The organism is Pantoea sp. LS15 (assembly GCF_012241585.1).
Lineage (GTDB): Bacteria > Pseudomonadota > Gammaproteobacteria > Enterobacterales > Enterobacteriaceae > Enterobacter.
In genome coordinates this window covers 38,883-63,165 of sequence record NZ_JAAVXA010000007.1, presented here as the reverse complement: position 1 = coordinate 63,165, position 24,283 = coordinate 38,883, and the positions used below count along the sequence as shown (strand labels likewise).

27 protein-coding genes and 1 pseudogene are annotated in these 24,283 nt (G+C 53.7%); 15 read left to right on the top strand and 13 right to left on the bottom strand.

Annotated features, from left to right (window positions below):
- Positions 1-78: 78 nt before the first annotated feature.
- Genes lsrA through lsrG form a run of 6 tightly spaced genes read left to right on the top strand, consistent with a single transcriptional unit; the run spans position 79 to position 5,764 of the window.
- A complete protein-coding gene (gene lsrA / locus HED65_RS12265; RefSeq protein ID WP_114978790.1) occupies positions 79-1,566 on the top strand; it encodes an autoinducer 2 ABC transporter ATP-binding protein LsrA in 1,488 nt (495 codons plus the stop codon).
- On the top strand, positions 1,563-2,594 hold the full coding sequence (lsrC, locus tag HED65_RS12260; RefSeq protein WP_114978789.1) for an autoinducer 2 ABC transporter permease LsrC: 1,032 nt from the start codon (positions 1,563-1,565) through the stop codon (positions 2,592-2,594). The genes lsrA and lsrC overlap by 4 nt, the downstream gene beginning before the upstream one ends.
- Positions 2,595-3,572: an autoinducer 2 ABC transporter permease LsrD gene (gene lsrD, locus HED65_RS12255; protein ID WP_114978788.1), complete on the top strand. Its 978-nt coding sequence runs from the start codon at positions 2,595-2,597 to the stop codon at positions 3,570-3,572.
- 1 nt (position 3,573) lies between these two features.
- Positions 3,574-4,575, top strand: coding sequence for an autoinducer 2 ABC transporter substrate-binding protein LsrB (gene lsrB / locus HED65_RS12250; RefSeq protein ID WP_114978787.1), 1,002 nt, complete (start codon positions 3,574-3,576; stop codon positions 4,573-4,575).
- Positions 4,576-4,586: 11 nt separating this feature from the next.
- Positions 4,587-5,474: a 3-hydroxy-5-phosphonooxypentane-2,4-dione thiolase gene (gene lsrF / locus HED65_RS12245; RefSeq protein WP_028017118.1), complete on the top strand. Its 888-nt coding sequence runs from the start codon at positions 4,587-4,589 to the stop codon at positions 5,472-5,474.
- Entirely contained in the window at positions 5,471-5,764 is a 294-nt protein-coding gene (lsrG, locus tag HED65_RS12240) for a (4S)-4-hydroxy-5-phosphonooxypentane-2,3-dione isomerase (protein ID WP_114978786.1), read from the top strand. The genes lsrF and lsrG overlap by 4 nt, the downstream gene beginning before the upstream one ends.
- 49 nt (positions 5,765-5,813) lie before the next feature.
- Here lsrG and HED65_RS12235 read toward each other — a convergent pair whose 3' ends face one another.
- Both HED65_RS12235 and HED65_RS12230 read right to left on the bottom strand, forming a co-directional pair.
- The gene (locus tag HED65_RS12235; RefSeq protein WP_114978785.1) at positions 5,814-6,662 is read right to left on the bottom strand and encodes a dihydrodipicolinate synthase family protein; all 849 of its coding nucleotides are present in this window, start codon (positions 6,660-6,662) and stop codon (positions 5,814-5,816) included.
- Between the two features lie 12 nt (positions 6,663-6,674).
- The gene (locus HED65_RS12230; protein ID WP_114978784.1) at positions 6,675-7,361 is read right to left on the bottom strand and encodes a B3/B4 domain-containing protein; all 687 of its coding nucleotides are present in this window, start codon (positions 7,359-7,361) and stop codon (positions 6,675-6,677) included.
- 42 nt (positions 7,362-7,403) lie between these two features.
- Here HED65_RS12230 and HED65_RS12225 point away from each other — a divergent pair, with 42 nt between their 5' ends.
- On the top strand, positions 7,404-8,006 hold the full coding sequence (locus HED65_RS12225) for a helix-turn-helix domain-containing protein (RefSeq protein ID WP_114978783.1): 603 nt from the start codon (positions 7,404-7,406) through the stop codon (positions 8,004-8,006).
- A 38-nt stretch (positions 8,007-8,044) separates the two neighbouring features.
- On the opposite strand, the gene ygjG is transcribed toward HED65_RS12225, so the two are convergent.
- Positions 8,045-9,424, bottom strand: coding sequence for a putrescine aminotransferase (ygjG, locus tag HED65_RS12220; protein ID WP_167587185.1), 1,380 nt, complete (start codon positions 9,422-9,424; stop codon positions 8,045-8,047).
- A gap of 435 nt (positions 9,425-9,859) precedes the next feature.
- On the opposite strand from ygjG, the gene HED65_RS12215 reads away from it, so the two are divergent.
- Entirely contained in the window at positions 9,860-11,380 is a 1,521-nt protein-coding gene (locus tag HED65_RS12215) for a methyl-accepting chemotaxis protein (RefSeq protein WP_114978781.1), read from the top strand.
- Positions 11,381-11,716: 336 nt separating this feature from the next.
- On the top strand, positions 11,717-13,276 hold the full coding sequence (locus tag HED65_RS12210; RefSeq protein ID WP_114978780.1) for a methyl-accepting chemotaxis protein: 1,560 nt from the start codon (positions 11,717-11,719) through the stop codon (positions 13,274-13,276).
- Here HED65_RS12210 and HED65_RS12205 read toward each other — a convergent pair.
- Positions 13,273-13,767: a PadR family transcriptional regulator gene (locus HED65_RS12205; RefSeq protein ID WP_114978779.1), complete on the bottom strand. Its 495-nt coding sequence runs from the start codon at positions 13,765-13,767 to the stop codon at positions 13,273-13,275. The genes HED65_RS12210 and HED65_RS12205 overlap by 4 nt on opposite strands.
- Positions 13,768-13,913: 146 nt before the next feature.
- Between HED65_RS12205 and HED65_RS12200 the strand changes: the two genes are divergently transcribed.
- A complete protein-coding gene (locus HED65_RS12200) occupies positions 13,914-14,678 on the top strand; it encodes a siderophore-interacting protein (protein WP_114978778.1) in 765 nt (254 codons plus the stop codon).
- Here HED65_RS12200 and HED65_RS12195 read toward each other — a convergent pair whose 3' ends face one another.
- Positions 14,679-15,848 carry a J domain-containing protein gene (locus HED65_RS12195; protein ID WP_114978777.1) on the bottom strand — a complete coding sequence of 390 codons (1,170 nt, stop codon included), beginning with the start codon at positions 15,846-15,848 and terminating at the stop codon, positions 14,679-14,681. It abuts the gene before it with no gap.
- 365 nt (positions 15,849-16,213) lie between these two features.
- Between HED65_RS12195 and HED65_RS12190 the strand changes: the two genes are divergently transcribed.
- A complete protein-coding gene (locus HED65_RS12190) occupies positions 16,214-16,897 on the top strand; it encodes an outer membrane protein (protein WP_114978776.1) in 684 nt (227 codons plus the stop codon).
- 92 nt (positions 16,898-16,989) lie between these two features.
- Here the strand turns inward: HED65_RS12190 and HED65_RS12185 are convergent, their stop codons facing one another.
- The 8 genes and pseudogenes from HED65_RS12185 to HED65_RS12155 form a co-directional block, all read right to left on the bottom strand.
- Positions 16,990-17,424, bottom strand: coding sequence for a hypothetical protein (locus tag HED65_RS12185; RefSeq protein ID WP_114978775.1), 435 nt, complete (start codon positions 17,422-17,424; stop codon positions 16,990-16,992).
- Complete coding sequence (locus tag HED65_RS12180; protein WP_114978774.1) at positions 17,421-17,891, bottom strand: L,D-transpeptidase family protein; 471 nt, start codon at positions 17,889-17,891, stop codon at positions 17,421-17,423. Before HED65_RS12180 ends, HED65_RS12185 begins: the two co-directional genes overlap by 4 nt.
- Before the next feature lie 11 nt (positions 17,892-17,902).
- Positions 17,903-18,394 carry an Hcp family type VI secretion system effector gene (locus HED65_RS12175; RefSeq protein ID WP_114978773.1) on the bottom strand — a complete coding sequence of 164 codons (492 nt, stop codon included), beginning with the start codon at positions 18,392-18,394 and terminating at the stop codon, positions 17,903-17,905.
- 245 nt (positions 18,395-18,639) lie between these two features.
- Positions 18,640-18,795 (bottom strand): annotated as a pseudogene (locus HED65_RS22695) (SymE family type I addiction module toxin); the annotation flags it as partial.
- A gap of 256 nt (positions 18,796-19,051) precedes the next feature.
- Positions 19,052-19,264, bottom strand: a complete 213-nt coding sequence (locus tag HED65_RS12170) for a hypothetical protein (RefSeq protein WP_147279799.1) — start codon at positions 19,262-19,264, stop codon at positions 19,052-19,054.
- A gap of 4 nt (positions 19,265-19,268) precedes the next feature.
- Positions 19,269-19,622 (bottom strand): tlde1 domain-containing protein, encoded by a 354-nt coding sequence (locus HED65_RS12165; protein WP_114978771.1) that lies wholly within the window; start codon positions 19,620-19,622, stop codon positions 19,269-19,271.
- Positions 19,623-19,634: 12 nt separating this feature from the next.
- The gene (gene tssD / locus HED65_RS12160) at positions 19,635-20,039 is read right to left on the bottom strand and encodes a type VI secretion system tube protein TssD (RefSeq protein WP_114978770.1); all 405 of its coding nucleotides are present in this window, start codon (positions 20,037-20,039) and stop codon (positions 19,635-19,637) included.
- 306 nt (positions 20,040-20,345) lie between these two features.
- The gene (locus HED65_RS12155; RefSeq protein ID WP_114978769.1) at positions 20,346-20,921 is read right to left on the bottom strand and encodes a phage repressor protein CI; all 576 of its coding nucleotides are present in this window, start codon (positions 20,919-20,921) and stop codon (positions 20,346-20,348) included.
- A 227-nt stretch (positions 20,922-21,148) separates the two neighbouring features.
- Between HED65_RS12155 and HED65_RS12150 the strand changes: the two genes are divergently transcribed.
- From HED65_RS12150 to HED65_RS12135, 4 genes are all read left to right on the top strand, one after another.
- Positions 21,149-21,487: a DUF5347 domain-containing protein gene (locus HED65_RS12150; RefSeq protein WP_114978768.1), complete on the top strand. Its 339-nt coding sequence runs from the start codon at positions 21,149-21,151 to the stop codon at positions 21,485-21,487.
- A gap of 68 nt (positions 21,488-21,555) precedes the next feature.
- Positions 21,556-21,783 carry a DUF2732 family protein gene (locus HED65_RS12145; RefSeq protein ID WP_114978894.1) on the top strand — a complete coding sequence of 76 codons (228 nt, stop codon included), beginning with the start codon at positions 21,556-21,558 and terminating at the stop codon, positions 21,781-21,783.
- A complete protein-coding gene (locus tag HED65_RS12140; protein WP_114978767.1) occupies positions 21,783-22,004 on the top strand; it encodes a TraR/DksA family transcriptional regulator in 222 nt (73 codons plus the stop codon). The genes HED65_RS12145 and HED65_RS12140 overlap by 1 nt, the downstream gene beginning before the upstream one ends.
- Position 22,005: 1 nt before the next feature.
- A complete protein-coding gene (locus tag HED65_RS12135; protein ID WP_114978766.1) occupies positions 22,006-24,195 on the top strand; it encodes a replication endonuclease in 2,190 nt (729 codons plus the stop codon).
- The last annotated feature ends 88 nt before the right edge of the window (positions 24,196-24,283 follow it).

Here is a 24,283-nt window from a genome sequence, read left to right as displayed (position 1 = left end):
GGTTGTAAATATAGTTCACCGTCTACGCTTTTGAACATTATTAAATCTAAAAATCATTTGTTCAATAGCGGGGCGATGATGACCTTACTTCTCGAAGCGCGTGATATCTGCAAGCAATTCTCCGGCGTGCCGGTCTTAAAAGGCATTGATTTCACGCTGTTTGCGGGTCAGGTGCATGCGCTGATGGGCGGTAATGGCGCGGGGAAATCGACGCTGATGAAGATCATTGCCGGGGTGGAGACGCCGGACAGCGGTGAACTTTCGGTATCCGGACAGTCATTTGCGCGGCTTACCCCGGCACAGGCACACAAGCTCGGCATTTATCTGGTGCCGCAGGAACCATTACTGTTTCCCAACCTGACGGTGCGGGAAAACATCCTTTTTCGTCTGCCGCATGAACGCGATCTGGATAAACGCCTGGCGGAGAAACTTCACCAGTTGCAGTGCCAGCTTAATCTGGATGCCACTGCCAGCACCCTGGAAGTGGCGGATCAACAGATGGTGGAGATCCTCCGCGGGCTGATGCGCAACGCGACGATCCTGATCCTCGACGAACCTACGGCGTCACTCACACCGGGGGAAACCGAACGGCTGTTCCGCCAGATCCGCGCCCTGCAGGATCTCGGCGTTGGCATTGTCTTTATCTCGCATAAATTGCCGGAAATCCGCACGCTTTCGAGCCACGTCTCGGTCATGCGCGACGGCGCGGTGGTACTGAGCGGCGAAACCGCGCAGTTTGACGATAGCGCCCTGATCGCCGCCATGACGCCGGTGAGCCGGGAAAAAGGCTTAAGCGATGCACAAAAATTGTGGCTGGCCCTACCGGGTAACCGCCGCACCCAGCCGCAGGATTTCCCGGTGTTGCGCGTGGAAGAGCTCACCGGGGAAGGTTTTATCGATCTGAGTCTGGAGATTTACGCGGGTGAGATCGTCGGTCTTGCCGGGCTAGTGGGATCCGGACGCACCGAGCTAGCCGAAACCCTCTACGGTTTGCGCCCTGTGCGCGGCGGCCGCGTCTGGCTCGAAAATCAGGAGATCACCGACGATCCGGTATTTTCACGGCTCGATAAAGGCCTGGTTTATCTGCCGGAAGATCGGCAGGTTTCCGGCTTATTTCTGGATGCGCCTGTCCGCTGGAACACCGTAGCGCTGAATGAACCTTCCCTCTGGCAGCAGCGCAAGCGGGAATCTGCGGTGGTGGAGCGTTACCACCGGGCGCTGGGGATCAAGCTTAACCATGCGGAGCAAACCGTGCGCACACTCTCCGGTGGCAACCAGCAGAAGGTGCTGCTGGCGCGCTGTCTGGAGGCCAATCCGTTACTGCTGATTGTTGATGAACCGACGCGCGGTGTGGACGTCTCGTCGCGCGCCGATATCTATCAACTGCTCAAAAGCGTGGCGGCACAGAACGTGGCGGTGCTGATGATCTCAAGCGATCTCGATGAGTTTCCCGGGCTTGCTGACCGGGTGCTGGTGATGCACCAGGGCGTACTCAGCGGCGAATTGCCGCGCCACGCCGTCAGCCTCGACAGAATGATGGCGCTGGCGTTTGGAGGGCAATCATGAAGATCTTACTGAAAAACCGTGAACTGAGCGCCTTTCTGGCGATCCTCGCCCTGTTTGCTGTGCTGGTGGCGCTCAATCCTGCGTATTTCAGCTTGCAGACGCTGGGGATGATCTTCGCCAGCTCGCAAATTCTGATCCTGCTGGCACTCGGTGCCGCGCTGGTGATGCTGACCCGCAATATTGATGTCTCTGTGGGCTCGACTGTCGGGCTGTCTGCCATTGCCGTTGGCGTGGCACTGAACAGCGGCTACAGCCTGTCGGTATCCATGCTTTTTGCGTTATCGGTTGGGGCGCTGGCGGGGGCATTCAACGGTTTTCTGGTTGTGGGCCTGCGCATCCCGGCGATTGTCGCCACGCTTGGTACGCTGGGGCTGTATCGCGGGGCGATGCTGCTCTGGACGGGCGGGAAGTGGATTGAAGGGCTGCCGCCGCAGCTGAAATCTCTCTCTGAACCTGTCGCCTTCGGCCTATCACCGCTCGGTATGGTGGTGCTGTTGTTCGCGGCGGCAGGGGCGTGGACGCTGTCGCGCACCGCCTTTGGTCGTGATTTTTATGCCGTAGGCGATAACCTGGCAGCCGCGCGCCAGCTGGGTGTGGCGGTGAATCGCACGCGGATGATCGCCTTCACGCTGAACGGCATGCTGGCAGCCTGTGCCGGGATTGTCTTTGCCGCGCAGATCGGTTTTGTGCCAAACCAGACCGGAAGCGGGCTGGAGATGAAAGCTATCGCCGCCTGCGTGCTCGGCGGTATTTCGCTTTTGGGTGGCACGGGCACGCTAATTGGCGCGTTACTCGGCGCTTTCTTCCTGACGCAAATCGACACTGTGCTGGTGTTGTTTAAGCTCCCGGCCTGGTGGAACGACTTTATTGCCTGGCTGGTGTTACTTGGCGTGCTGGTGCTCGACGGACGTCTGCGCCAGGCGCTGGCGCGTCATCAGCGGGCGCTGAAGTACAGCCGTTTCCAGCCGGGAAACAAAGGGGGAAAGCACGTCACCCCGTTTCCGAAACGCAAAAAAGAGGTGGCGTAAATGAAGCTTAACTGGGAAAGCACGCTGCTGATTTTACTGGTGCTGGAGATCCTGCTCTTTGGTGCCATCAACCCCCGGATGCTGGATATCAATATGTTGCTGTTCAGCACCAGCGATTTCATCTGCATTGGTATTGTGGCACTGCCGCTGACGCTGGTGATTATCAGTGGCGGGATCGACATCTCCCTCGGATCGACCATTGGCCTGTGCGCCATCGCGCTGGGAGTGATGATGCAGTCGGGGTGGCCTATGGCGGTGGCAATTCCGCTGACCTTACTGCTCGGCCTGCTGTGCGGTTTATTCAATGCCGCGCTTATCCACTACACCGGCATTAGCCCACTGGTGATCACCCTCGGCACGCTCTACCTCTACGGCGGCGGGGCGCTGCTGCTCTCCGGTATGGCGGGGGCGACGGGCTATGAGGGCATTGGTGGCTTCCCGGACAGCTTTACCGCGTTCGCTAACCTCACGCTTCTCGGCTTGCCGGTTCCGCTGGTGCTGTTCGCGGTGATCACTGTTTTCTTCTGGCTGATTACCCATCGCGGACGCTTTGGCCGTCATCTGTTTCTGATTGGGCAAAACCCACGCGCAGCACGCTATGCGGCGCTGTCGGTCAACGGCATGCCGTACGCGCTGTATGGCCTGGTCGGTGTGGCCTCGGCGATTGCCGCACTGGTGATGGTCTCCTATTTCGGTTCCGCGCGCTCGGATTTAGGGCGCGATTTACTGATGCCTGCGCTGACCGCCGCTGTACTTGGCGGGGCCAATATCTACGGCGGTTCAGGTTCGGTGATCGGTACAGCACTGGCGGCACTGCTGGTGGGGTATCTGCAACAGGGTTTACAGATGGTCGGCATCCCCAACCAGGTGTCGAGCGCGCTGTCAGGGGCGCTGTTGGTTGTGGTGGTGATGGGACGTTCGTTGAGTCTGCACCGTGAATGGGTGCGATCTCTCTTCACAAAACTACCCGGAGCGTAAGATGAAAACAAAACTGATAGTCCTGGCGATGGCCCTTAGCATCGCATCAGCGCAGGCGGCGGACCGCATTGCCTTTATCCCGAAACTGGTGGGCGTGGGTTTCTTTACCAGCGGCGGCAACGGTGCAAAAGAGGCGGGAAAAGATCTGGGTGTGGACGTCACCTACGATGGCCCGACCGAGCCAAGCGTCTCTGGCCAGGTGCAGCTCATCAATAACTTCGTTAACCAGGGCTATAACGCGATTATCGTCTCCGCCGTGTCACCGGATGGCCTCTGTCCGGCGCTGAAGCGCGCGATGCAGCGCGGCGTAAAAGTCCTGACCTGGGACTCCGACACCAAACCGGAGTGTCGCAGCATTTACATCAATCAGGGAACGCCGGAACAGCTTGGTGGCCTGCTGGTGGAGATGGCATCGAAGCAAGTGACGAAACCGAATGCCAAAGTGGCGTTCTTCTACTCCAGTCCCACCGTCACTGACCAGAACCAGTGGGTGAAAGAGGCGAAAGCCAAAATCGAGAAAGATCATCCTCAGTGGCAGATCGTCACCACGCAGTTTGGCTATAACGATGCCACCAAATCCCTGCAAACCGCAGAGGGGATCTTAAAAGCGTATCCGGATCTGGATGCGATCATCGCCCCGGATGCCAACGCGTTGCCTGCGGCAGCGCAGGCGGCGGAAAACCTCAAGCGGGAAGGGGTGGTGATTGTTGGTTTTAGTACGCCGAACGTGATGCGTCCGTACGTTGAGCGCGGCACGGTGAAAGCCTTCGGTCTGTGGGATGTCGTGCAACAAGGAAAAATTGCGGTCAATGTCGCCGATCGTTTACTGAAAAAAGGCGATCTTAACGTTGGCGACAGCGTGGATGTAAAAAATATCGGGGCGCTGAAGGTCGAGCCAAACAGCGTGCAGGGCTACCAGTATGAAGCGAAGGGCAACGGCATTGTGCTGCTGCCGGAGCGTGTGGTGTTCACCAAAGAGAACATCAATAAATATGATTTCTGACGGGGGAGCAAATGGCTGATTTAGACGACATCAAAGACGGTAAAGATTTTGGCATTGGCACACCACAGCAGAACGTGCCGTTCACCCTGAAAGGCTGCGGTTCGCTGGACTGGGGCATGCAGTCCAGGCTGGCGCGCATCTTCAACCCGAAAAGTAACCGCACGGTGATGCTGGCTTTTGATCACGGCTATTTCCAGGGGCCGACCACCGGTCTTGAGCGTATCGATCTTTCGATTGCCCCGCTGTTTGGTGAAACCGACGTGCTGATGTGCACCCGCGGTATCTTGCGGAGCACCGTACCTGCCGCGACGAACAAACCGGTGGTGCTGCGCGCCTCCGGCGGTAACTCGATTCTGGGTGAGCTCTCCAACGAGTGCGTGGCGGTAGCGATGGAAGATGCGCTGCGCCTGAACGTCTGCGCGGTGGCGGCGCAGGTGTACATCGGCAGCGAGTTCGAGCATCAGTCGATCAACAACATCATCAAGCTGGTCGATGCGGGTGCGCGCTACGGCATGCCGACGCTAGCAGTGACGGGTGTCGGCAAGGAGATGGCACGCGACGCGCGTTATTTCTCGCTCGCCAGCCGTATTGCCGCCGAAATGGGGGCACAGTTCGTCAAAACCTATTATGTGGATGAAGGCTTTGAAAAAGTGACCGCCAGCTGTCCGGTGCCAATTGTCATCGCCGGAGGCAAAAAGCTGCCAGAGCATGAGGCGCTGGAGATGTGCTGGCGGGCTATAGACCAGGGCGCATCCGGCGTGGATATGGGGCGCAATATCTTCCAGTCCAGCGCGCCGCTGGCGATGCTGAAAGCGGTGAAGAAAGTGGTTCATGAGAACATGAGCGCGCGGGACGCGTTCCAGTTCTGGCAGGAAGAGAAACAGGGAGAAGCGAAATGAACGTGACGTTAGTGGAGATCAACATCAAGCCTGAACGGGTGGATGAGTTTCTGGAGGTATTTCGCGCCAACCACGAAGGGGCGATCCTGGAGCCGGGAAACCTGCGTTTTGACGTGTTGCAGGATCCAAGGGTGAAAACCCGGTTCTTTATCTACGAAGCCTATAAAGACGAAGAGGCAGTGCTGGCGCACAAGCAAACGCCGCATTATCTGGCGTGCGTGGATAAGCTTGAGGAGTTGATGTCAGAGCCGCGCAAAAAACGCAGTTTTGTGGGGTTGTTGCCGGAGTAAAAAAGGCAGGAAGGGCAGGCCGGGTAAGCGCTAGCGCCACCCGGCGTTTTCAGGCAAGTTCTAGATCCGCAAGTATCCCGGCTAGCGCTTCGCGCGGCTCACCCTGAATCGCCTGAAGCGGGAACGGTAGCGCAGGCGCTTTTACTTTCCCCATCATCTCGGCCGCTGCCGCGACCACCCGCAAACTGCCGTAACGGCGAAACAGTGCCCAAAGTGGCTCCAGCCGCTCGGATTGCGCTGTCTCCTTTGTTCGCGCAATCGTCAGCGCCACCTGTGGGAACAACCCACCGATGACCGAATACCAGACGTCATACCCGGCCTGCAGGGCGGATGCTGCCCGCCAGTCGCCGGCGATGCCCAGCGTGACGGTATCAGGAAGACGAGCGCGTACCTGCGACAGGTCCTCTGGCACGCGGCCAAGCTTAATGGACCCTATATTCGGCAGGGCCACAGTGGCAAATAACAATTCATCGCTAAACGCAAAGCCGGTCGTGGCGGGATTATCGTATATGCACAGCGGTACGGAGAGCCGGCGAGTCACCGTTTCATAGAGATTAAACACTTCATCTTCCGTTAATCGCTGGTACGACACGGGGGCCATCAGCACGCCGGATACACCTGCCGTTTGCGCGTCGTCAGCCAGACGCAGAATATCATCCAGCCGTAGTGCGCCGATGCTGACGATGACCGGAATGTCATCAGCATGCTCCACCGCGCAGCGTGTGATCCGGCCGCGCTCTTCTACAGTCAGATAGGCATAACTTCCCGTTGAGCCAAGAATGCCCAGTGAATCTACGCCGGCGTCGACCACCGGGCGCAGAAGATTGATGAATGACTGCTCGTCAAACATCCCATTTTTCAGGGGGGTTAACGAAAAAGCGCTTAATCCGTGAAACATCGTGTTGTCCTCTTACAGCGTCAGCAGTTGAACCTGAGCCGTGGCTCCCGGCATCAGCCGCTGCAGGTTGTTGACCAGCACCTCTCCTGCCTCTTCCAGTGCCGCAACCGGCATCGACGGCAGGCTTTCAAGAATAAACCACATGGATTGCGCCTGACTGTCCAGACGGGTACGCACTCCCTGTCGCCAGTTCCAGCGGCGGCAGGTGACGCCGAGATCGTCGCGCCAGATGATTTCACCAGCATCCGGATATTCCACCACCGGCTGGCCCTCTTTCAGGGTATCGAAGGGTTCATGACCTTCGGCGAGGGTCAGACGTGGTGCGCCGGTATAGGCCGCGAGATTTTCCCCACCCACCGGAATGGCATAGCGAATGCTCACCGCGTTATAGATATCCACAACAGGATCCAACGACGGCAGCGAACCGTCTTTCAGTACCCGCTTGCGAAGGGCAGAGGCCGAGCAGGGTGTGCGTTTCGGTTTCGCGCCGAACGCTTTAAACACCTCATCCCAGTCCGAAAGGTGTGCATCTGCCCACGGCGCATCATCATTCAACATCTGCTGGCAGGCCTGTGCCAGCGTGGTGGTTGCAACCTCCAGGTGGGTAATCGGCGCAGCTTCAACCAGAATACTCAGCGCCCGAAAGCCTGGGGCAATTCCGGCCAGTCGCGAATCTATTGACGGCTTCACGAGAGACATAAATAATCCTGTATTGACTGTTTTATACCATGGTAGTGACCAATGACTGATAAAGTCAATATAATGACTGATTCGGGGGCTGATATTGCCCAGGTAAGCCTGGCTGTGGCGAACCGTATCCGCAACTGGCGCAAAGAGAAAAAGCTGTCGCTGGATGAGCTGTCCCGCCGTGCCAGCGTCAGCAAAGGGATGCTGGTGGAGATTGAGAAAGGGGCCGCCAACCCCAGCATTGCCATTCTGTGCAAGCTGGCCGCCGCGCTGGGCATCTCGGTGGCGGATATCGTTAACGTCTCCAGCGAACCGTTAGTGCACGTTATTGAAGAAGCAGCGATCCCGGTGCTGTGGCAAGGCGCTCGGGGCGGTTTTGCCAGATTACTGGCCGGTACCGCGGGCCCGGACATGATAGAACTCTGGCAGTGGGAAATGCACCCGGGGGAGCGTTTTACCTCTCAGGGACACGCGGCAGGGACATTCGAGTTATTGCACGTGGATGAGGGGGTATTAACCCTGACGGTAGACGAGACGGTGACGCAGGTAAACCAGGGCGCATCGGCGGTGGCGAAAACGGAAGCAGCGCACGGCTATGCAAACGAAGGCGATACCGTGCTCCGCTTCACCATGACGGTGGCGGAGTTTCACCGATAAAAAGCAGCCGGGTAAGCGCTAGCGCCACCCGGCTTTGATTACGCCTCTTCCACGCTCACCCGCAGCGCTGCCAGCGCTTTACGCGCCGCTTTCAGCACCTGCTCACACTGCTCAATGGTCAGCGTCAACGGTGGTTCAACACGGATGGTTTTCGAGTTGTTGAGCGTCCCGGCCACCAGTACCCGCTGGCGGAACATCTCGCTTGCGAAGCTATAACCGATTTCGTTATCAACAAACTCAATTGCCATCAGCATCCCTTTGCCGCGTGCGTCCTGAACCAGATCCGGGTATTCCCGTCCTAACTGGCGGAAGCCGTCCAGCAGCATGTCACCTTTCTGCTCCGCCTGAGCAGGCAGGTTTTGATCCAGCAGCACGTTGATGGTCGCCAGCGCCGCTGCACAGGCCAGCGGATTACCGCCAAAGGTTGTGGTGTGCAGGAAGGGGTTATCGAATAGCACCGAGAACACCTCTTCGGTGGCAACCGTCGCACCAATCGGCATCACGCCGCCACCGAGCGCTTTCGCCAGACACAGAATGTCCGGCTGAACGTTCTCATGCTCGCAGGCAAACATCTTGCCGGTACGCCCCATCCCGGTCTGGACTTCATCGAGGATCAGTAGTGCGCCAAACTCATCGCACAACTGACGCACGGCAGGCAGATAACCCTGCGGAGGGAGGATCACGCCGCCTTCACCCTGAATCGGCTCCAGGATCACCGCTGCCACGTCATCGCCGGTTTTACGGCATTCGCTCAGCACGGTGCGCATAGCGTTAATGTCACCAAACGGCACGTGGCGGAAGCCCGGCAGCAGTGGCATAAACGGTTTACGGAAGGTGGATTTCGCGGTAGCAGACAGTGCGCCCAGAGATTTACCGTGGAACGCGCCGCTGGTGGCGATAAAGGTAAATTTCCCGCGCGGAGACTGGTACGCTTTGGCAAGTTTAATCGCCGCTTCGACCGATTCCGTGCCGCTGTTGCTAAAGAAGCTGTATTTCAGTTTGCCGGGCGTTAAGGCTGCCAGCGTTTTCGCGAGCATGGCGCGAAGCGGGTCGAGCAGTTCCTGGCTATGGAGAGGTTGTTTCGCAAGTTGATTCTGTACGGCGGAAACCACAACTGGATTACGGTGCCCCACGTTGAAAATTCCAAAACCCCCCAGGCAATCGATAAACTCCTGTCCCTGGGTGTCGACAAGCGTGTTCAGACTCCCCGCTTGCCACTCTACGGCTCCGTAATCCCCGCCGGCGGTAACAGATTTGCGATACTCCAAAAAACCTGGATTGACGTGCTCTTTAAAGTAATCGATGACCTCTCGGTTAAGTTGTTTCATCTCCTCATGATCAAGCGTTCGCTTCTCAATGAGATTCAATGCGTGCGCGGTACAGGCAAGAGCCGAGGCGCTGGAAGGTAACCTGTTCAAAATGTGCTCCCGGGGATCGCGTATCACATGATACTGCGTTAAGTATTGCAGGGATTACGCCACTTCAGTTGACTTAACGAAAATCGGGATAAACACCAGGTTAAAATTATGTTGCACAATATTTAATCATGCCGATGCAACCGAAACGGGATTTCGCTATCCAGGGCTGCGAGCTTAAAAAGAGGCGGAAAAAGGCAATTGCACTAAAGTGGGGCATCCGCTGCTACTTAAGTGGGCGTTAACACGTCATGCTTTACAGGTAATTTCTTTGCGAAAGTATTTGAAATCAACGAATTATAAAATCTCACAAAAAGTGCGGTTTAAGTGAAATCTGCGATCTCTATCAAGTTTAACAACTAAAGATAAATTGTTTACCGCCGAAAAAACATAAATCCACAAAATTAACATTCAAATAACCTGCAAGGGATGCTCACGATGTCTTCTCCTATCTATGTCAGCCAGAATGAATATCCTCTGGATGATGACACCACTTTAATGTCTACCACAGACATCCATAGCTACATTACACACGCTAACGACACGTTTGTGCAGGTGAGCGGCTATGAGCTCGACGCGCTGACAGGCCAGCCGCACAACATGGTGCGCCACCCGGATATGCCAAAGGCGGCATTTGCCGATATGTGGTACACCCTGCAACAGGGCGAGCCGTGGAGCGGGATTGTCAAAAACCGACGTAAAAACGGCGACCACTACTGGGTTCGCGCTAACGCAGTGCCGATGGTGCGTCACGGGCAGGTGACGGGCTATATGTCCATCCGCACCAGAGCCACGGAACAAGAGATTGCCACCGTGGAGCCTCTCTACCGGGCGCTGAATGACGGAAGCTGTAAGAAACGTATTCATAAAGGGCTGGTAGTACGTAAAGGCTGGTTGGGGAAACTCCCGGCAATGCCGCTGCGCTGGCGCGTTCGCAGCGTGATGGCGGTGCTTTTGGCTGTGCTCGCGGCCACGCTGGTCACGACTTCCGCAGGCTGGGTACCGCTCGCAGCGGCTGCGGTGGTGATGCTGCTGGGAACACTGATGTTTGAGCAGCAGATTGTCCGTCCGGTAGAGAATGTGGCACGTCAGGCGTTGAAAGTTGCGACAGGTGAGCGCAACAGCGTGCAGCACCTGAACCGCAGCGACGAACTGGGGCTGACCTTGCGTGCGGTAGGACAACTGGGGCTGATGTGCCGCTGGTTAATCAATGATGTATCAAGCCAGGTGGTGAGCGTACGCGATGGTAGCGACAAGCTTGCGCAGGGTAATGAAGATTTGAACGATCGCACGCGCCAGACTGTAGCGAATGTGCAGCAGACCGTCGCGACAATGAACCAGATGGCTGCTTCTGTTCAGAGTAATTCTGAAACCGCCGCAGAAGTGGACAAACTCTCCGTGGCCGCAAGCAGTGCGGCAACGAAGGGGGGGAATGCGATGCAGACCGTGGTGAAAACCATGGATGATATCGCCGACAGCACGCAGCGCATTGGTTCGATTACCTCTTTGATTAATGACATCGCTTTCCAGACTAATATTCTGGCGCTCAACGCGGCAGTTGAAGCAGCAAGAGCGGGTGAACAGGGCAAAGGTTTTGCTGTGGTCGCGGGCGAAGTTCGTCATCTCGCCAGCCGCAGCGCCAGTGCGGCTAATGATATTCGTAAGCTCATTGATGCCAGCGCCAACAAGGTGCAGTCCGGCTCGGAACAGGTCCACGCCGCAGGTCGTACAATGGATGACATCGTTGAGCAGGTGAAAAACGTGACCCAGCTTATCGCCCAGATTAGCCACGCGACCTCCGAGCAGGCAACCGGACTGTCAGAGTTAACCCGTGCCGTGGCAGAACTCGACAGCATCACGCAGAAAAACGCCGACCTGGTCGAGGAGAGTGCGCACATTTCCGCCATGGTGAAACACCGCGCCGGACGTCTTAAGGATGCGGTGACGGTTCTCCATTGAGTGAGTCATGTTCCAGAAAAGCCGTTTATTCCTTACGGGGTAAACGGCTTTATTATTTGAGGTTGTAATTATTGATGTGTTTTATTGTTAATTTAATATTAAATAACTAAAAAAATTACCTCAGCTATTTATTCCTGCCTAAGTCAATTTTCCACGATGCTATTTTGAAAAAGCCTCATCCGATGGTTGAGTAACGATCAATGGGGCAATATTAATAGTCTCTACCTATCCATTGTGATGGTTATTAAATAAAAAAACGATCAAAGTCATAAAGTTAGGAAATTCGTTACCGATAACAGCGATCGTCTGAGAAATAATCATATCGATGGAGAAAATATGTTCTTACATGACGTAAAGATCGGCACGAAATTATTTCTGGCATTTGGGCTATTAATTGTCCTGATGGTAGTGAGTGCGAGTTTGTCCTTGCTGAGCCTGAACCGGGCCAATAACGGGATGCAATCTATCATTACCAGTGACTATCCTACGACGGTAAAAGCGAACCAGTTAATCGACAACTTCCAGGAATTTATTAGCACTCAGCAGCTCATGTTGCTGGATGATCAGGGAACCTATACGGCGCAATCGCAACAGCGTCTGAAGGAGATCAGTGGGAATATCACCGTGATCCTGGGTGAGCTGAACAACGCGCTGCATGATACAAAATCACAGCAGGCACTGGCGGATATCCGCGGTGTGCGTCAGCAGTATCTGGACTCGCGTTACCGTATTTTAAAGGCAGTGCAGAATAACGATCGCGCGGGTGCTATCAGGGAGATGATGACCACGACCCTTAACCTGCAGCAGGAGTACAAAGCGAAGGTGCAGGCGCTGATTGCCATTCAGAACACTGAAATGCAGGACGCAGGCGCTCAGGTGGAGGGAGATTTCAGAACCAACCGCCTGCTGCTGATCCTTATTACCCTTTTCAGCGTCGCGGCAGGCAGCCTGATTGGCTGGTTTATCGTACGCTCGATTACCCGTCCTCTGGGCCAGGCCGTGACTTTTGCTGAAGCCATCGCCGAGGGTGACCTGACCGGCAGTATCACGCCGCACGGTAAAGACGAAACGGGTCTGCTGCTGCATGCGCTGATGGAGATGAAAACACGTCTGATGGACATTGTGCAGCAGGTGCAGACTGGCTCGGAGAATATCTCCAGCGCTGCCGCGCAGATTGTCGCCGGTAACCAGGATCTTGCCGCGCGCACGGAAGAGCAGGCAAGTTCTGTTGAACAGACCGCCGCCTCCATGGAGCAGATTACCGCTACGGTGAAAAACACCGCCTCGCATACCGGTGAGGCGACCACCCTCTCAGCAGATGCCGCCACGGTGGTTAAAAACAACGGTGAGATGATGAAGCAGGTGACCAGTAAAATGCGCCTGATTAACGAGACCTCGAACCGGATGTCCGACATTATCGACCTGATCGATGCCATTGCTTTCCAGACCAACATCCTGGCGTTGAACGCGGCAGTGGAAGCGGCACGTGCGGGTGAACATGGCCGTGGCTTTGCGGTTGTGGCGGGTGAAGTGCGTCAGCTTGCTCAGAAAAGTGCATCATCTGCCAGTGAAATCCGTGAGCTGATTGAGAGCTCCACCAGCCAGACCCAGGACGGGATGAACCTGGTCGAAAAAGCGAGTGGGCTGATCAACGGGATGGTCGGTAACGTGGAAGAGATGGATGTTATTCTGCGTGAGATCCGCCAGGCCAGCCACGAACAGACGGAGGGCATCTCGCAGATCAACAGCGCGATTGGCCTGATTGATGCCACCACCCAGCAAAACTCTGCGCTGGTGGAGGAGTCTGTCGCGGCGGCGGCATCCCTTAACGAACAGGCGATGCACCTGAAAGAGCTGGTACGCGTCTTCCGCGTGAGCGAGTACGCACCGGCTTAATCCAGCTGGGAGATCTCCAGCGCTGCGCGGTCGATTACGCCGATGATCTGCTTAAGCTGCGCATCGCTGAGCTCTCCCTGATTGACCTTCAGGTCTAATACCGCTTTGAAGTTATCCAGCGCCCGCTTCATCTGCGGGTTTTTTCGCAACTGGAAACCGACGGAACGCGCTTTTATACGCGCCTGTATCTGCGCCAGCTGTTCCTGATTTTCATCCAGCCACTGCTGACCCGCCACGGTAATCGTAATGCTCTTACGACCGTTTTCTTCTTCCGTAATGGTGATAAAGGCCTGATCCTGTAGATAATCCAGAGTCGGGTAGATTACGCCCGGGCTTGGGGTGTAATTCCCCTGAGTCATGTTTTCGATCTCTTTGATCAACTCGTAGCCGTGGCTCGCATTGCGCGTCAGGATATCCAGAATCACCAGACGCAGATCGCCGTGGCCAAAAAAGCGCGGTCGACGTCCGCCGCCATCGTGTTCGTGTCTCATACTGTGCCCTTCGTTTTGATATATCTAAACTATATCTAAGATATATTCTGATGCAATCTAAAAGATCTTGCATTCTTGCTGATTAGCAATCATTATCATTTAAAATTGATTTAGATATATCGTATTCACCTGAGAAGGGTCTAAAAATGACATCTACCCGTTATCCACAACGTGTTCGTAATGACCTGCGTTTTCGCGAGCTGACGGTGCTCCGCGCTGAGCGCGTAAGCGCGGGTTTCCAGCGCATTGTTTTAGGCGGCGAGGCGCTGGAGGGCTTTAGCTCCCGTGGTTTTGATGACCACAGCAAAGTCTTTTTCCCGGCTCCAGGGACGACGTTTGTGCCTCCGGTAGTCACCGATGACGGCATTGACTGGGGTGACGGTGTGCGTCCACAGACGCGCGACTATACGCCACTGTACGATGCGGTAAATCATGAGCTGGTGCTCGATTTCTTCGTTCATGACGGCGGTATTGCCAGCCACTGGGCGGTCGAGGCGAAGGCGGGTGATAAACTGACGATCGGCGGTCCACGCGGTTCGCTGGTGGTACCGGAAGATTACGCCTGGCAGTTGTATGTCTGCGATGAGTCCGGTATGCCCGCGCTGCGCCGTCGTTTAGAAGGCATCGCAAAACTGCCTGTTCGCCCGGAAGTTCATGTAGTGGTGACGGTTGGGGATGAATCGTATAAGGATTATCTGGCACACCTGAGCACGTTTAACATCACCTGGATTGTTGGTCATAGCGAGCAGGCGGTGGCGGACCATCTGGCGACGTTAACCGTCCCGGCGGAAGATTACTTTATCTGGCTGACCGGTGAAGGGAAGGTGGTCAAAAGCCTGAGCCGCCAGTTTGAAACCGAAACGATTGATCCGCAGCTGGTGCGTGCCAGCGCTTACTGGCACGCCAAATAATCAGGCTGCGGAATCCAGTTGCGCTTCGCTCACCTGATGTTCGAGCGAGGCGCGAACCTCGTGCAGCGCTTTCTCCTGCTGAGCGAAGTAGGCTTCCATATTGCTCAGCGACGACACCAGAAGCCAGGACTCCTCTTTCTCCAGCTCGGCCAGCTCGTTCACTAAAATGTCGATTTGCTCGCGGACCTGCGCCATTTTTTTGCGGATACGTTCCAGATCGTTCAGCCTGTCGCTGGCCATCAGAGGCTCGAAGCCTTGCTGCAGGCGCGCCACCAGAGAGCGTATGGCTTTGACGTCGCCACGCTGTTTGGCTTGGTTGAGCTGCACCATCATCGCGTTGGCTTCTTCTTTCAGGTCGTCGGCCACCAGATCCGGGTGGCAAAGCTTGCTCGCCTGGCGCCAGAGGCGCTTCAGCTCGTTCTGATCTTCTTCCGAGAGATCCTTACCTTTACGCAGACGCACTTCGGCATCGTGGTGCTGTTCGCGGTATTTCTCGTACTCTTCGTTGGCTTCATCGCGCGCCTGACGCGCAGGCTCCTCTTCGCGTGTTAAGCCGCTCTCCAGCTCCAGCGCTTCGGCCAACAGGTTGGCAATCAGATTACTTTGCTGCTGCAAATGTTTGCGCGCTTCAGCGGCTTGTACGGAATCGGCAGGCAGTTCGCGCCAGCGTTGGGTAAGGGTTGCCAGCACCTCCACTGCCTGCGCCATATATTGCTGGCAGCGACGGTAATCTTCTTCACGACGACGCGCTTCCGCCTGCTGACGACGCAGGTTCAGCTCCGCCAGCGTTTTGCGCAGGGCGAGGATCTGCTGCATCAGCGGGCCGAGGCGGGAGAAATAAAGATCGTTGAACTCATCCAACTGCTGCACCCGTGCATTGCGGCGGTCTATCAGATCGCGCAGACGTTCTTCCAGCGCCTTCAGCTCCAGCTTGCTTGCTGCCACCTGCGGATCGCGCCACTGGGTGATTGCGCGTTGGCTCTGCAGCCAGGCGGTAATGGCCGCAATGGCCGCGGTGTAGTTCTTTTGCTCAAGCGCCACGACGATTGCCTGTAGCTCATCGTCAAACGCTTCATTTTTCAGCCGGGTCAGTTGGCTCTGAATGATGTCGTCATCTTCCAGTTCAATGGCATTTTTAATGATTTCTAGCCGTTTGATCGGTGTGCTCATGATGCCTTTCGCTTTGGCGCTTAAGTATTTGAGTTAAGGGTAGTTGTTGTAAAAGCTACAGGAAATAATACACACGGATGATGATCGGCGCGATGGGGGATTTCTTTAGATTTGCAGTTTGTGAAGGTGAGGGGAAGTGAGACGCTTCGCGCGGTCCGTTGAAAGTCAAACATCTTAATTCATTGAAATTACTACGCATTGTTAAAAAACGAGACCAGTCCCTACGTAAAATTACCAGGTAAAACCCGTAATCACCCGAATAGTTTGCCCGTGAAGGGCCATTTACCATCCCTCTCACTGACTGTTTTTCCTGACATCGGCGGACGACTGTTCGACGTGCGGAATATTTTTTCAACGGAGTAAAGATGAATATGAAATCTATTTTAGCCGCCCTGCCGATCGCGATGATTCCGGCCACAGTTCTGGCAGCAAATACCGAAGAAGGGTATTACGGGTCCGCAAAATACCTGCAGATTGAACAGCGTGCGAAGGAGATGGATACCAGTGCACGTCCTGGAGTAGGGCAGTTTGTGGGCGGTAAAGAGAAAGAGCACTTCGGCGGCGCGGCGATTGCTGCGGGCTATCAGTTTGGTGATGGCTGGCGTACCGAGGGCGAATATACGTTCAGACAAAAGGCCGAATACACCAGCGGCTCCAGTACCTTTGCCAACAGCTATAACCACCTGAAAACCGAAACCGAGCGCCTGATGGTCAATGTTTATCGTGATTATGAGCTGGGGTATGGTGTTTCCCTGTACGCTACGGCAGGTTTGGGCGTAAGCAAGATTAAAGCCAACGGCTGGCAGGGTAACTCGAGCCGCGAATATGCCTCTACCACGCAAAACAACCTGACCTATGCCTTAGGGGCTGGCGTGAGCTATACGCCGCTTGAACGCCTGTATGTCGACCTGGGCTACCGTTATATTGATATGGGTAAGATCGAAAGTGGGTATAACAACTTCACTAACGCGCGTGGTTTAAAAGACGAGCAGATGAAAGCGCACATCGTCTCTAATGAATTTACCCTTGGCATGCGTTATGTCTTTTAACCTGTTGTGACTGTCACTGCTTTAATACAGGGCCAACACCGTGGGAATGCGGGGTTGGCTTTTTTGTGGTTTGTTGACACCGCAGCGTTCGATCACTGATTTTGTAGTTCCTGCAATGCTGCTTGCGCTGCATTTTCAATCTTTTTGCAGAATGGTTGATTATTTTCTGGGCAAAGTTCCCTGGCGTTATTCATCACTTTCTGCAGGTCACGATCATTCGTAGTTGTATTTATGTGATTTAAAATCCATGTATTAAAGGCGTTATCTGTATCTGAGATAAGTATGAGTTGAGGAGTTGAATTCCATTTATTGGCTAACAACTCAACAACGGTAGCTGATACCTCTTCTGCGATGTATCCATCATCGCACTGGCTGTAATTCTTGTAAAAAGAATAGACGCCTTGCCAACCCTGAATGGCAGAGGCTGTGTTATCTGCCTTGTCCATTTCTTTAACAGAAGTACAGTCATTGGCACAAGCACCGTTCGATATCACTAACATAATACAAAGCACTTGCATTATTTTCATATTAAGTTCATTCCTGGAGGTATGTAGATACTTTCAAATTTCTGTGTCGCACTCATAGCTGAACAAGCGCTGTTATTTGCAACGGTGATAGTTGAAAGGGGGGATTTGGCCATGTGCTCTTTTATTTTTTTCATCGCGTCATCAGTGGTCCGGATGCATCCCATGGTTGGATGTTCCGGCCCCGGTTTATAACGACTGTGCGCCTGACCTGAATGAACGCCTACGCCCGGATGTCCAGGATAGCTAAATCGAATGATTCCATAAGTCCCATACGACCCATCTTCACTATCGCCTGGGTGTAAGTGTGGCTTTGATTTATCCTGTATCTGATAGGTGCCGTTACTGACGTGTTTGAATGTGGCTCTGCGATCGACATTATTATAAGCGGTCCATGTATCGACAACAGAGCCATCATTACTTAGCAATGAAAGCGTATGGGTGCAACCATCAAAAGTTAGTCTGGCCATAAATACCTCCGTTAGGCTGTAGCTCTTTCATTCCATGAATCAGAATGAATGAGATTGCCATCGACAAATCTCCAGGTAATTTTCTCGTAGCGGAGTTCAACGATTTCCATATGGTTAAGATGCTGAGTGTGCGGATCTTTACAGTTTGCCATTACCGGTGTAACCGAAACTACTTTGACATTTTCCAAATACATATTGAAATATTCCTCTTCCTGACCCGCATAGTTTATACGGTACCATTTCAGTTCCGCTGATTTAAGAAGCTGCCCAGTCGATACGGCTTTGTACAGATAGGTCGAGGCGCTATCAAACTCTTTCCCGATAGTGAAGGCACCGTGTACACGTGTTCCTGTTTGTTTTCCCGTATTGCCGTCCACGGGGATATGCAGACCATGGGAAAAGGTGATCACCTCAATACTACCTTCGCGATTCTGTACGTCAGATGACCCTTTGATTGGTGCGCCGCCATCGTCTTTGAGAAATAAATGAGCTGGAATTGGCATTGGTTGGTTTCCAAATGGTTGGTAAATTATTTATACGTTACATTATTATCTCTTTTCAAATTGTAACCTTTTTCTTTTTTTAGGATACGGTAATTAATTTATAATATGAGGAGTGTTTTTTTATTATCAAGGTGAATGTGTGATGCTCTATGTTAATATTTTATGGGAACATGTGATACTAATATATTTCGCGTCAGCAGCAGATATGTTAACCCGGCCATTAGGCCGGGGTGTTATTGAAAGCGCTATTTATCTCGTTTGATAATTGGCACATCGCCTAAATCATTCAACGCACCTGGAAAGGTCTTTAACCATTTCACGACTTTCTGTTTGTGAATATTCACCACACTCATACCTTCAAGGTATCCCCATAATTCGCGTGTATGTTGGGGTGTGATGATGCTAACCGTTTGAGGCTTTATCCCGTTCTTGCCTGACCTCATTAATTACATCGAGCATATTGCTTAAGCATTCTCTTGCTAGTGGACCCGCTTTCTCTAGTGCGGGTTTGGCCCTGGCAAAATAGGTTTCGATCTCCGTATTAGTGCCGTGCATCATCACTGGTATGCTACATATCAAAGTGGTTCCAAACCGTTGCTGTAAAGGGTCTGGATTAAACTCAAATTGATTGGTGACATTCAGCACTAATTCGGGTTCTCAGATAAGCGCTATGCTGATAGCGGTCGCCAACTGTTCAGCGCGCTCGTCATCCAGATTATCACCGGTGCTTTTAATTTTCGCTGGTAATGCCTGAATAGCTGCCAGGTCGACGCTGGACACCAGCTTAATGTAGGTTATCCAGTCACTATCTGATGCTATACAGGAAGCCGAAAGAATGGAGGCAATTAGAGAAAGCGCGTACTTTTTCAACGGACTACCTCAGCGCACGATCTGACGAAAGAATTATTTTAGATCGGATGTGAGGCCCCATGATTATGCAACCCTCTGATGCAAAACCAGGAACGGCTGGTACCTTTTTCTCTCCATGGATGCGAAACAGTGATCGCCCATAGCTTTCACCAGAGGTTTGTTTGAGGTTAATTGTCATTGGTCCCCTTGAGGATGTATGACCTCCTATACGATACGTTCCGCGTGGTAATGGCCCCATCCCTTTTACGTGCTGACGGTCTGGGTTATTTTTGTTTGTCAGATTTCCGGAATATCCTGTGCCAATAAGTTTACCCTTATGCCAGAGTTCGCCGGTACTTTGGTAGTAGGTCCATGCCATGAGTTATTTCCCTTATGCAGCGCTGCGTTCTTTCCAGCTATCGGAATGGACAATGTTACCGTCCAGATATTTCCATGTTATTTTTTCATATGTCATTTCTATGGCTTCCATATGGTCATAATGTGAGAAGTGTTGATCTCTCACATCTTCCATATAAGGCACAACGCAGGTAATACGTGCATTTTCCATAAAAATATTAAAATACTCTTCTTCCTGCCCTGCATGGTTGATTCGATAAAATTTTAATTCAGCAGATTCAAGAACTCTTCCCGTACTAACGAGTTGATAAAGATAAGGACTTGAAACATCTTGCGCTTTTGTGAAAAGAAAGGGGGAATGTTGGTGAGTGGTAGTTATTTTTCCAGAGTAATCATCTGTAGGGATCTCCACGCCGTGTGACAGACCGGTTATTTCAATGCTACCTTCGCTGATTTTTCTGTTTGTAATATTTTATGTCTCTATCGTTACATATATTCATACATCAAATGAAGTAATAAAAACATAATTTAAAAACATATATTTTTTATGAGTGTCATAAGCCTGATTAAAAGCGTTACGATATTGCAATGTTTTTGTAGATGTTGCTTTTTTGATGTGAGCAATAGGGAAAAACATCGTTTACTGATAAGAAAAGAGAAGCGAATGATACGGATGTATGATTCGCTTCTCTGTATCGGTTTATTTTGCGGCAGATCCATGGCCAGGAGGGGGAATAAACCGCTTTTAGCTAACTTCGCTGTAGATCCCCACCACGCGACCCACCGTTTTTATCTCATCGATACCGCATTCAAACGGAACCTTACCACCCGCCACGTGGAGCTTTTTACCCGGCAGCAGCGTTAAGTCGCGGATGCTGGTGCTACCTTCAATCTCAACCAGCCACAGACCGTCGGTTAACGACGCCTCTTTTTCGATAAAGTGCAGCTTTCCGTCCGCCCGGACGGCGATGCCGCGCACAAGCGGTTTGCTAAAAACAGCAGAGTCGATACTCAAAATAGTATTTTCTTCCAGTCTTCCGTCACTAAGGGTGAACGAGGAAACCGAAACGGGATCCCCTGGTGTGGGGTTTCCTTCAAACTGCGCACCTTGTCCGGTCATTAGCCAGCGAAGGTTGGCACCGGTGTCCAGTGCGCATTGAACCGCAAAGTCGTAAGAGATGGTACCGCGCGCGTAGCGGTTCTGAAGCGAGCTGGCGGCGATATTAAAGTGCCGGGCCAGCTGGATTTTCTGCGTGAAACCATATACCTGACAGATTCTATCGAGTAACTCTTCATTATTCACTTGAGAATCTAAGATCAAAATATATTCCTTTGGGTGTTTACTAATACTCATTTGGGTATTAATATCATTGCAAATTCGAGCAATCAGCGGCAGACGTTGGCAAACAGAGGCTAATGATTGCAGACAGTATCAAAATGGGAATCATGCAGCATGGCTTCTGAAATCGCAATCCTCAAACGGCGGAAAAAACCGTGCTGTGCCCGTTATCAGTGCATTAGCGTGCGTGAATTTACGCGAGGGGAGATATGGCGATAGAAGCTGCCCGTGCAAGGGTTCCACTTAGCGTGGGGGCTCGTCTTAGCGGGCTTAACCACGTTGCTGAACTGCGCGCCCGATACGGGAGCGATAGCGGAAAAGAGCTGGCGCGGTTTATAGCGGAGCTGCGCGATAAGCGCGATCCCTGTTTTGATGAGAACTGCAGGGCGCTGGCCGCCATCTTTTTCCTGGCGAGATTGCCCGTCGCCCGTCATGAGTGCGATATCAGTGAGCTGACGATCGAAGAGAAAAGGGCGCTGATTACCGCCATGAACCATTTTCGTGCTGTTGTGAGTTTATTTCCTGAACGGCTGACCATGCCGATGTAACCCAACCAAAAAACTAATGGCGTAAACCCGCCGGGCACTCTATTGCCTGAAATTAAGGAGAACGCATGATGCGAAACAGTGAAAACCGCCCTTATCCGACCGGAAGTGAAGAACTGAAACGTCTGCTGGCGGAAGCAAAAACAGAGGAACGATGCGCGCGAGCCCTTGCGGTCTCCCTGCGCCTGGAGGCGCTGGCGAGCCATATCTACAAAACCGGCATGAGCGGAGAAGATGTTGCCGAACTGCTGTACCACGAAGCGGCCCGCTACGAGCGTGAATCACAGGAGCTGCACTAATGGCCGATTTTATCGATCTTGCGCAGGCGCGCGAGCAGGAAGACAGAGAGCGGTACATTACCCACGCCCGCAGACGCCCCGCATCGCCTTCGCGTTTCCTCTGCGAGGACTGTGCGGCTCCAATACCGGAGGCGCGCCGAATGGCGGTGCCCGGTGTGGCCTTGTGCGTAACCTGCCAGGAGATCGCGGAGATGAAAAATAAACACGTCCGGGGAGGATAAGTTGGCTACGTCATTTGCTTATCCGTGGAACGCCCCACGGTCGGCCATTGCCAGCCCTTATCTCACCCATGTCCAACAGCAGCGCCGCGATCGCCTTTTCGCGGCGCTGCAGCAGGCAAGAATTGGTCTCTCACAGCAACCTGACTGCGTGCGCTTCGAGGTCTGGCGCACGGTTGACGCCCTCGAACAGCATCGGGGGAGCCCGCAAGCCAATACCTTTTTGATCCGTTTCTGCAAAAGGATGTTACCCCGCCTGCGGCGGGTCTCTGAACGCTATGCCTGTACAGGCCTGAACGACGAGGTCTCCAGGGCCGTATTTGACGGTCACTTCGACACTCAGTTTTTGCAATACCTCGCCTCCCGGATGGTCGAACTGGTTGCCCGCTATAACCGCCTTCCGGATATGTCCCGCGCGGATATCGACCTGCTGGCCGCAGACATCTCCAGCTTTATTCGCGGCGAGCTGGCGAATATTAAGGATGCTGAGATGAGTGAATACCAGACGCTGTACGTCTGGTATCAGCGAGCCGGACTGATCGCCCGGCAGTTCAACGTATCGCCTCCGCACTGGGAGCGGGTGTCGAAGACGTTTTTCGACAAAGATGATGTTGCTGCGGCGGTGATCCGCATGTTTTCCGAGGCGTGGTGGCGCGGGCGTCTGCGTCGGATCGCGGCTGCCTGGCGCGAGCATTTGCAGATTGCTCTCGGTAACGTCAGCAAAAAGAGAACGGCGTATGCGAGCAAGCGCTGTGTGACCGAGTGGCGCGAGCAGAAGCGCCGCACCCGCGAATTCCTTAAGGGCATGGAACTGGAAGATGAAGAGGGCAACCGCATTAGCCTGATTGAAAAATACGATAGCTCGGTAGCCAACCCGGCGATTCGTCGCTGTGAACTGATGACCCGCATTCGCGGGTTTGAAAATATCTGCGAGGCGCAGGGCTACGTTGGCGAGTTCTATACCTTAACCGCGCCCGCGCAGTATCACGCGACGCTGAAATCGGGCTACCCCAATGCGAAGTGGAACGGAGCCAGTCCGGCGGATACGCAAGGCTACCTGACCCGTCTCTGGGCGCGTATCCGCGCAAAGCTGCACCGGGAGGGGAGCCGTATTTTCGGTATCCGCGTTGCGGAACCTCATCACGACGGTACTCCCCACTGGCACATGCTGATGTTCATGCTGCCTAAAGATGTCGAATGCGTTCGCCGGATTATCGGGGATTACGCGCGGCAGGAGGATGCCGATGAGCTGCAGAGCGAAAGCGCCAGACAGGCTCGCTTTCATGCGGACGCGATCGATCCGCAGAAAGGCAGTGCTACCGGCTATATTGCCAAATACATCTCAAAGAATATCGACGGCTATGCGCTCGATGGCGAGACCGATAACGAAAGCGGCGGGCTGCTGAAAGAGACGGCGTCTGCCGTGTCGGCCTGGGCAGGGCGTTGGCATATTCGCCAGTTTCAGTTCATCGGTGGCGCGCCGGTAACGGTCTACCGCGAGCTGCGACGTCTGACGGATCCCGAGGCCGCACGCGGTCTGAGCGTGGAGTTTACTTCCGTCCATGAGGCTGCCGACGCCGGAGACTGGGCGGGTTACGTCACTGCGCAGGGGGGGCCGTTTGTGCGTCGAGATGATTTACAGGTGCGCACGCTATATGAGCCGAGGGCCGGGTTTAACCAGTACGGGGAGGAAACGCTTCGCATCCGCGGCGTGTACGATTCCGCGGTTGGCGCGGGCAGCCCAATTTTAACCCGACTCACACAGTGGAAAATTGTGCCGAAGCGGGTCGCGGATCTTAAGGACGTGCCTGGTTCCTCTCGGAGTTCTGTCAATAACTGTACGCAGACCGATCTTTCTCAACCCCTCAGCCGACGTGCGAGACGGGCGTTAACCGAACGCATCAAATTCATCCGCCCTGGTGCATCGTCGCCTATTGTCTTCGCGAGCGACCCGCAGAACGGAGTCCCGGAGAAGGTGATTGATGAGGTTCGGCTTGCCACCGGAATAGTCATCAGCCGCGGAGAGGCTCTGCATCTTATGGCGGGTGGCGTTAGCCGCTTTAACGACAAATGGTGCAGAGGTGCAGCTGACGGATCACTATTTCCGGCACCATGCTCTTACCAGCAAAAGGTGCGGAAAATCCTTGAACGTATTGGGTATTTAACGGATCTCTTCGCTCAGAGAACTCGCTAATCTCCATCCATATCATGTACATACCGTGAAGGGTTCTGATTTTTCGCTTCACTCTTTTTATGAATACGTGCTACTGTATGTTTATACA

Bases quoted from the DNA above. Each gene is read 5' to 3' on its own strand.
- HED65_RS12210 (WP_114978780.1), top strand. From the start codon at position 11,717: ATGTTCTTACATGACGTAAAGATCGGCACGAAATTATTTCTGGCATTT.
- HED65_RS12195 (WP_114978777.1), bottom strand. From the start codon at position 15,848: ATGAGCACACCGATCAAACGGCTAGAAATCATTAAAAATGCCATTGAA.
- HED65_RS12180 (WP_114978774.1), bottom strand. From the start codon at position 17,891: ATGGCCAGACTAACTTTTGATGGTTGCACCCATACGCTTTCATTGCTA.
- HED65_RS12190 (WP_114978776.1), top strand. From the start codon at position 16,214: ATGAATATGAAATCTATTTTAGCCGCCCTGCCGATCGCGATGATTCCG.
- HED65_RS12230 (WP_114978784.1), bottom strand. From the start codon at position 7,361: ATGTCTCTCGTGAAGCCGTCAATAGATTCGCGACTGGCCGGAATTGCC.
- HED65_RS12145 (WP_114978894.1), top strand. From the start codon at position 21,556: ATGCGAAACAGTGAAAACCGCCCTTATCCGACCGGAAGTGAAGAACTG.
- HED65_RS12150 (WP_114978768.1), top strand. From the start codon at position 21,149: ATGGCGATAGAAGCTGCCCGTGCAAGGGTTCCACTTAGCGTGGGGGCT.
- HED65_RS12175 (WP_114978773.1), bottom strand. From the start codon at position 18,394: ATGCCAATTCCAGCTCATTTATTTCTCAAAGACGATGGCGGCGCACCA.
- HED65_RS12235 (WP_114978785.1), bottom strand. From the start codon at position 6,662: ATGTTTCACGGATTAAGCGCTTTTTCGTTAACCCCCCTGAAAAATGGG.
- lsrF (WP_028017118.1), top strand. From the start codon at position 4,587: ATGGCTGATTTAGACGACATCAAAGACGGTAAAGATTTTGGCATTGGC.
- HED65_RS12140 (WP_114978767.1), top strand. From the start codon at position 21,783: ATGGCCGATTTTATCGATCTTGCGCAGGCGCGCGAGCAGGAAGACAGA.
- HED65_RS12225 (WP_114978783.1), top strand. From the start codon at position 7,404: ATGACTGATAAAGTCAATATAATGACTGATTCGGGGGCTGATATTGCC.
- lsrA (WP_114978790.1), top strand. From the start codon at position 79: ATGACCTTACTTCTCGAAGCGCGTGATATCTGCAAGCAATTCTCCGGC.
- lsrG (WP_114978786.1), top strand. From the start codon at position 5,471: ATGAACGTGACGTTAGTGGAGATCAACATCAAGCCTGAACGGGTGGAT.
- HED65_RS12205 (WP_114978779.1), bottom strand. From the start codon at position 13,767: ATGAGACACGAACACGATGGCGGCGGACGTCGACCGCGCTTTTTTGGC.
- HED65_RS12185 (WP_114978775.1), bottom strand. From the start codon at position 17,424: ATGAAAATAATGCAAGTGCTTTGTATTATGTTAGTGATATCGAACGGT.
- HED65_RS12200 (WP_114978778.1), top strand. From the start codon at position 13,914: ATGACATCTACCCGTTATCCACAACGTGTTCGTAATGACCTGCGTTTT.
- lsrD (WP_114978788.1), top strand. From the start codon at position 2,595: ATGAAGCTTAACTGGGAAAGCACGCTGCTGATTTTACTGGTGCTGGAG.
- lsrB (WP_114978787.1), top strand. From the start codon at position 3,574: ATGAAAACAAAACTGATAGTCCTGGCGATGGCCCTTAGCATCGCATCA.
- lsrC (WP_114978789.1), top strand. From the start codon at position 1,563: ATGAAGATCTTACTGAAAAACCGTGAACTGAGCGCCTTTCTGGCGATC.
- HED65_RS12215 (WP_114978781.1), top strand. From the start codon at position 9,860: ATGTCTTCTCCTATCTATGTCAGCCAGAATGAATATCCTCTGGATGAT.
- HED65_RS12165 (WP_114978771.1), bottom strand. From the start codon at position 19,622: ATGGCATGGACCTACTACCAAAGTACCGGCGAACTCTGGCATAAGGGT.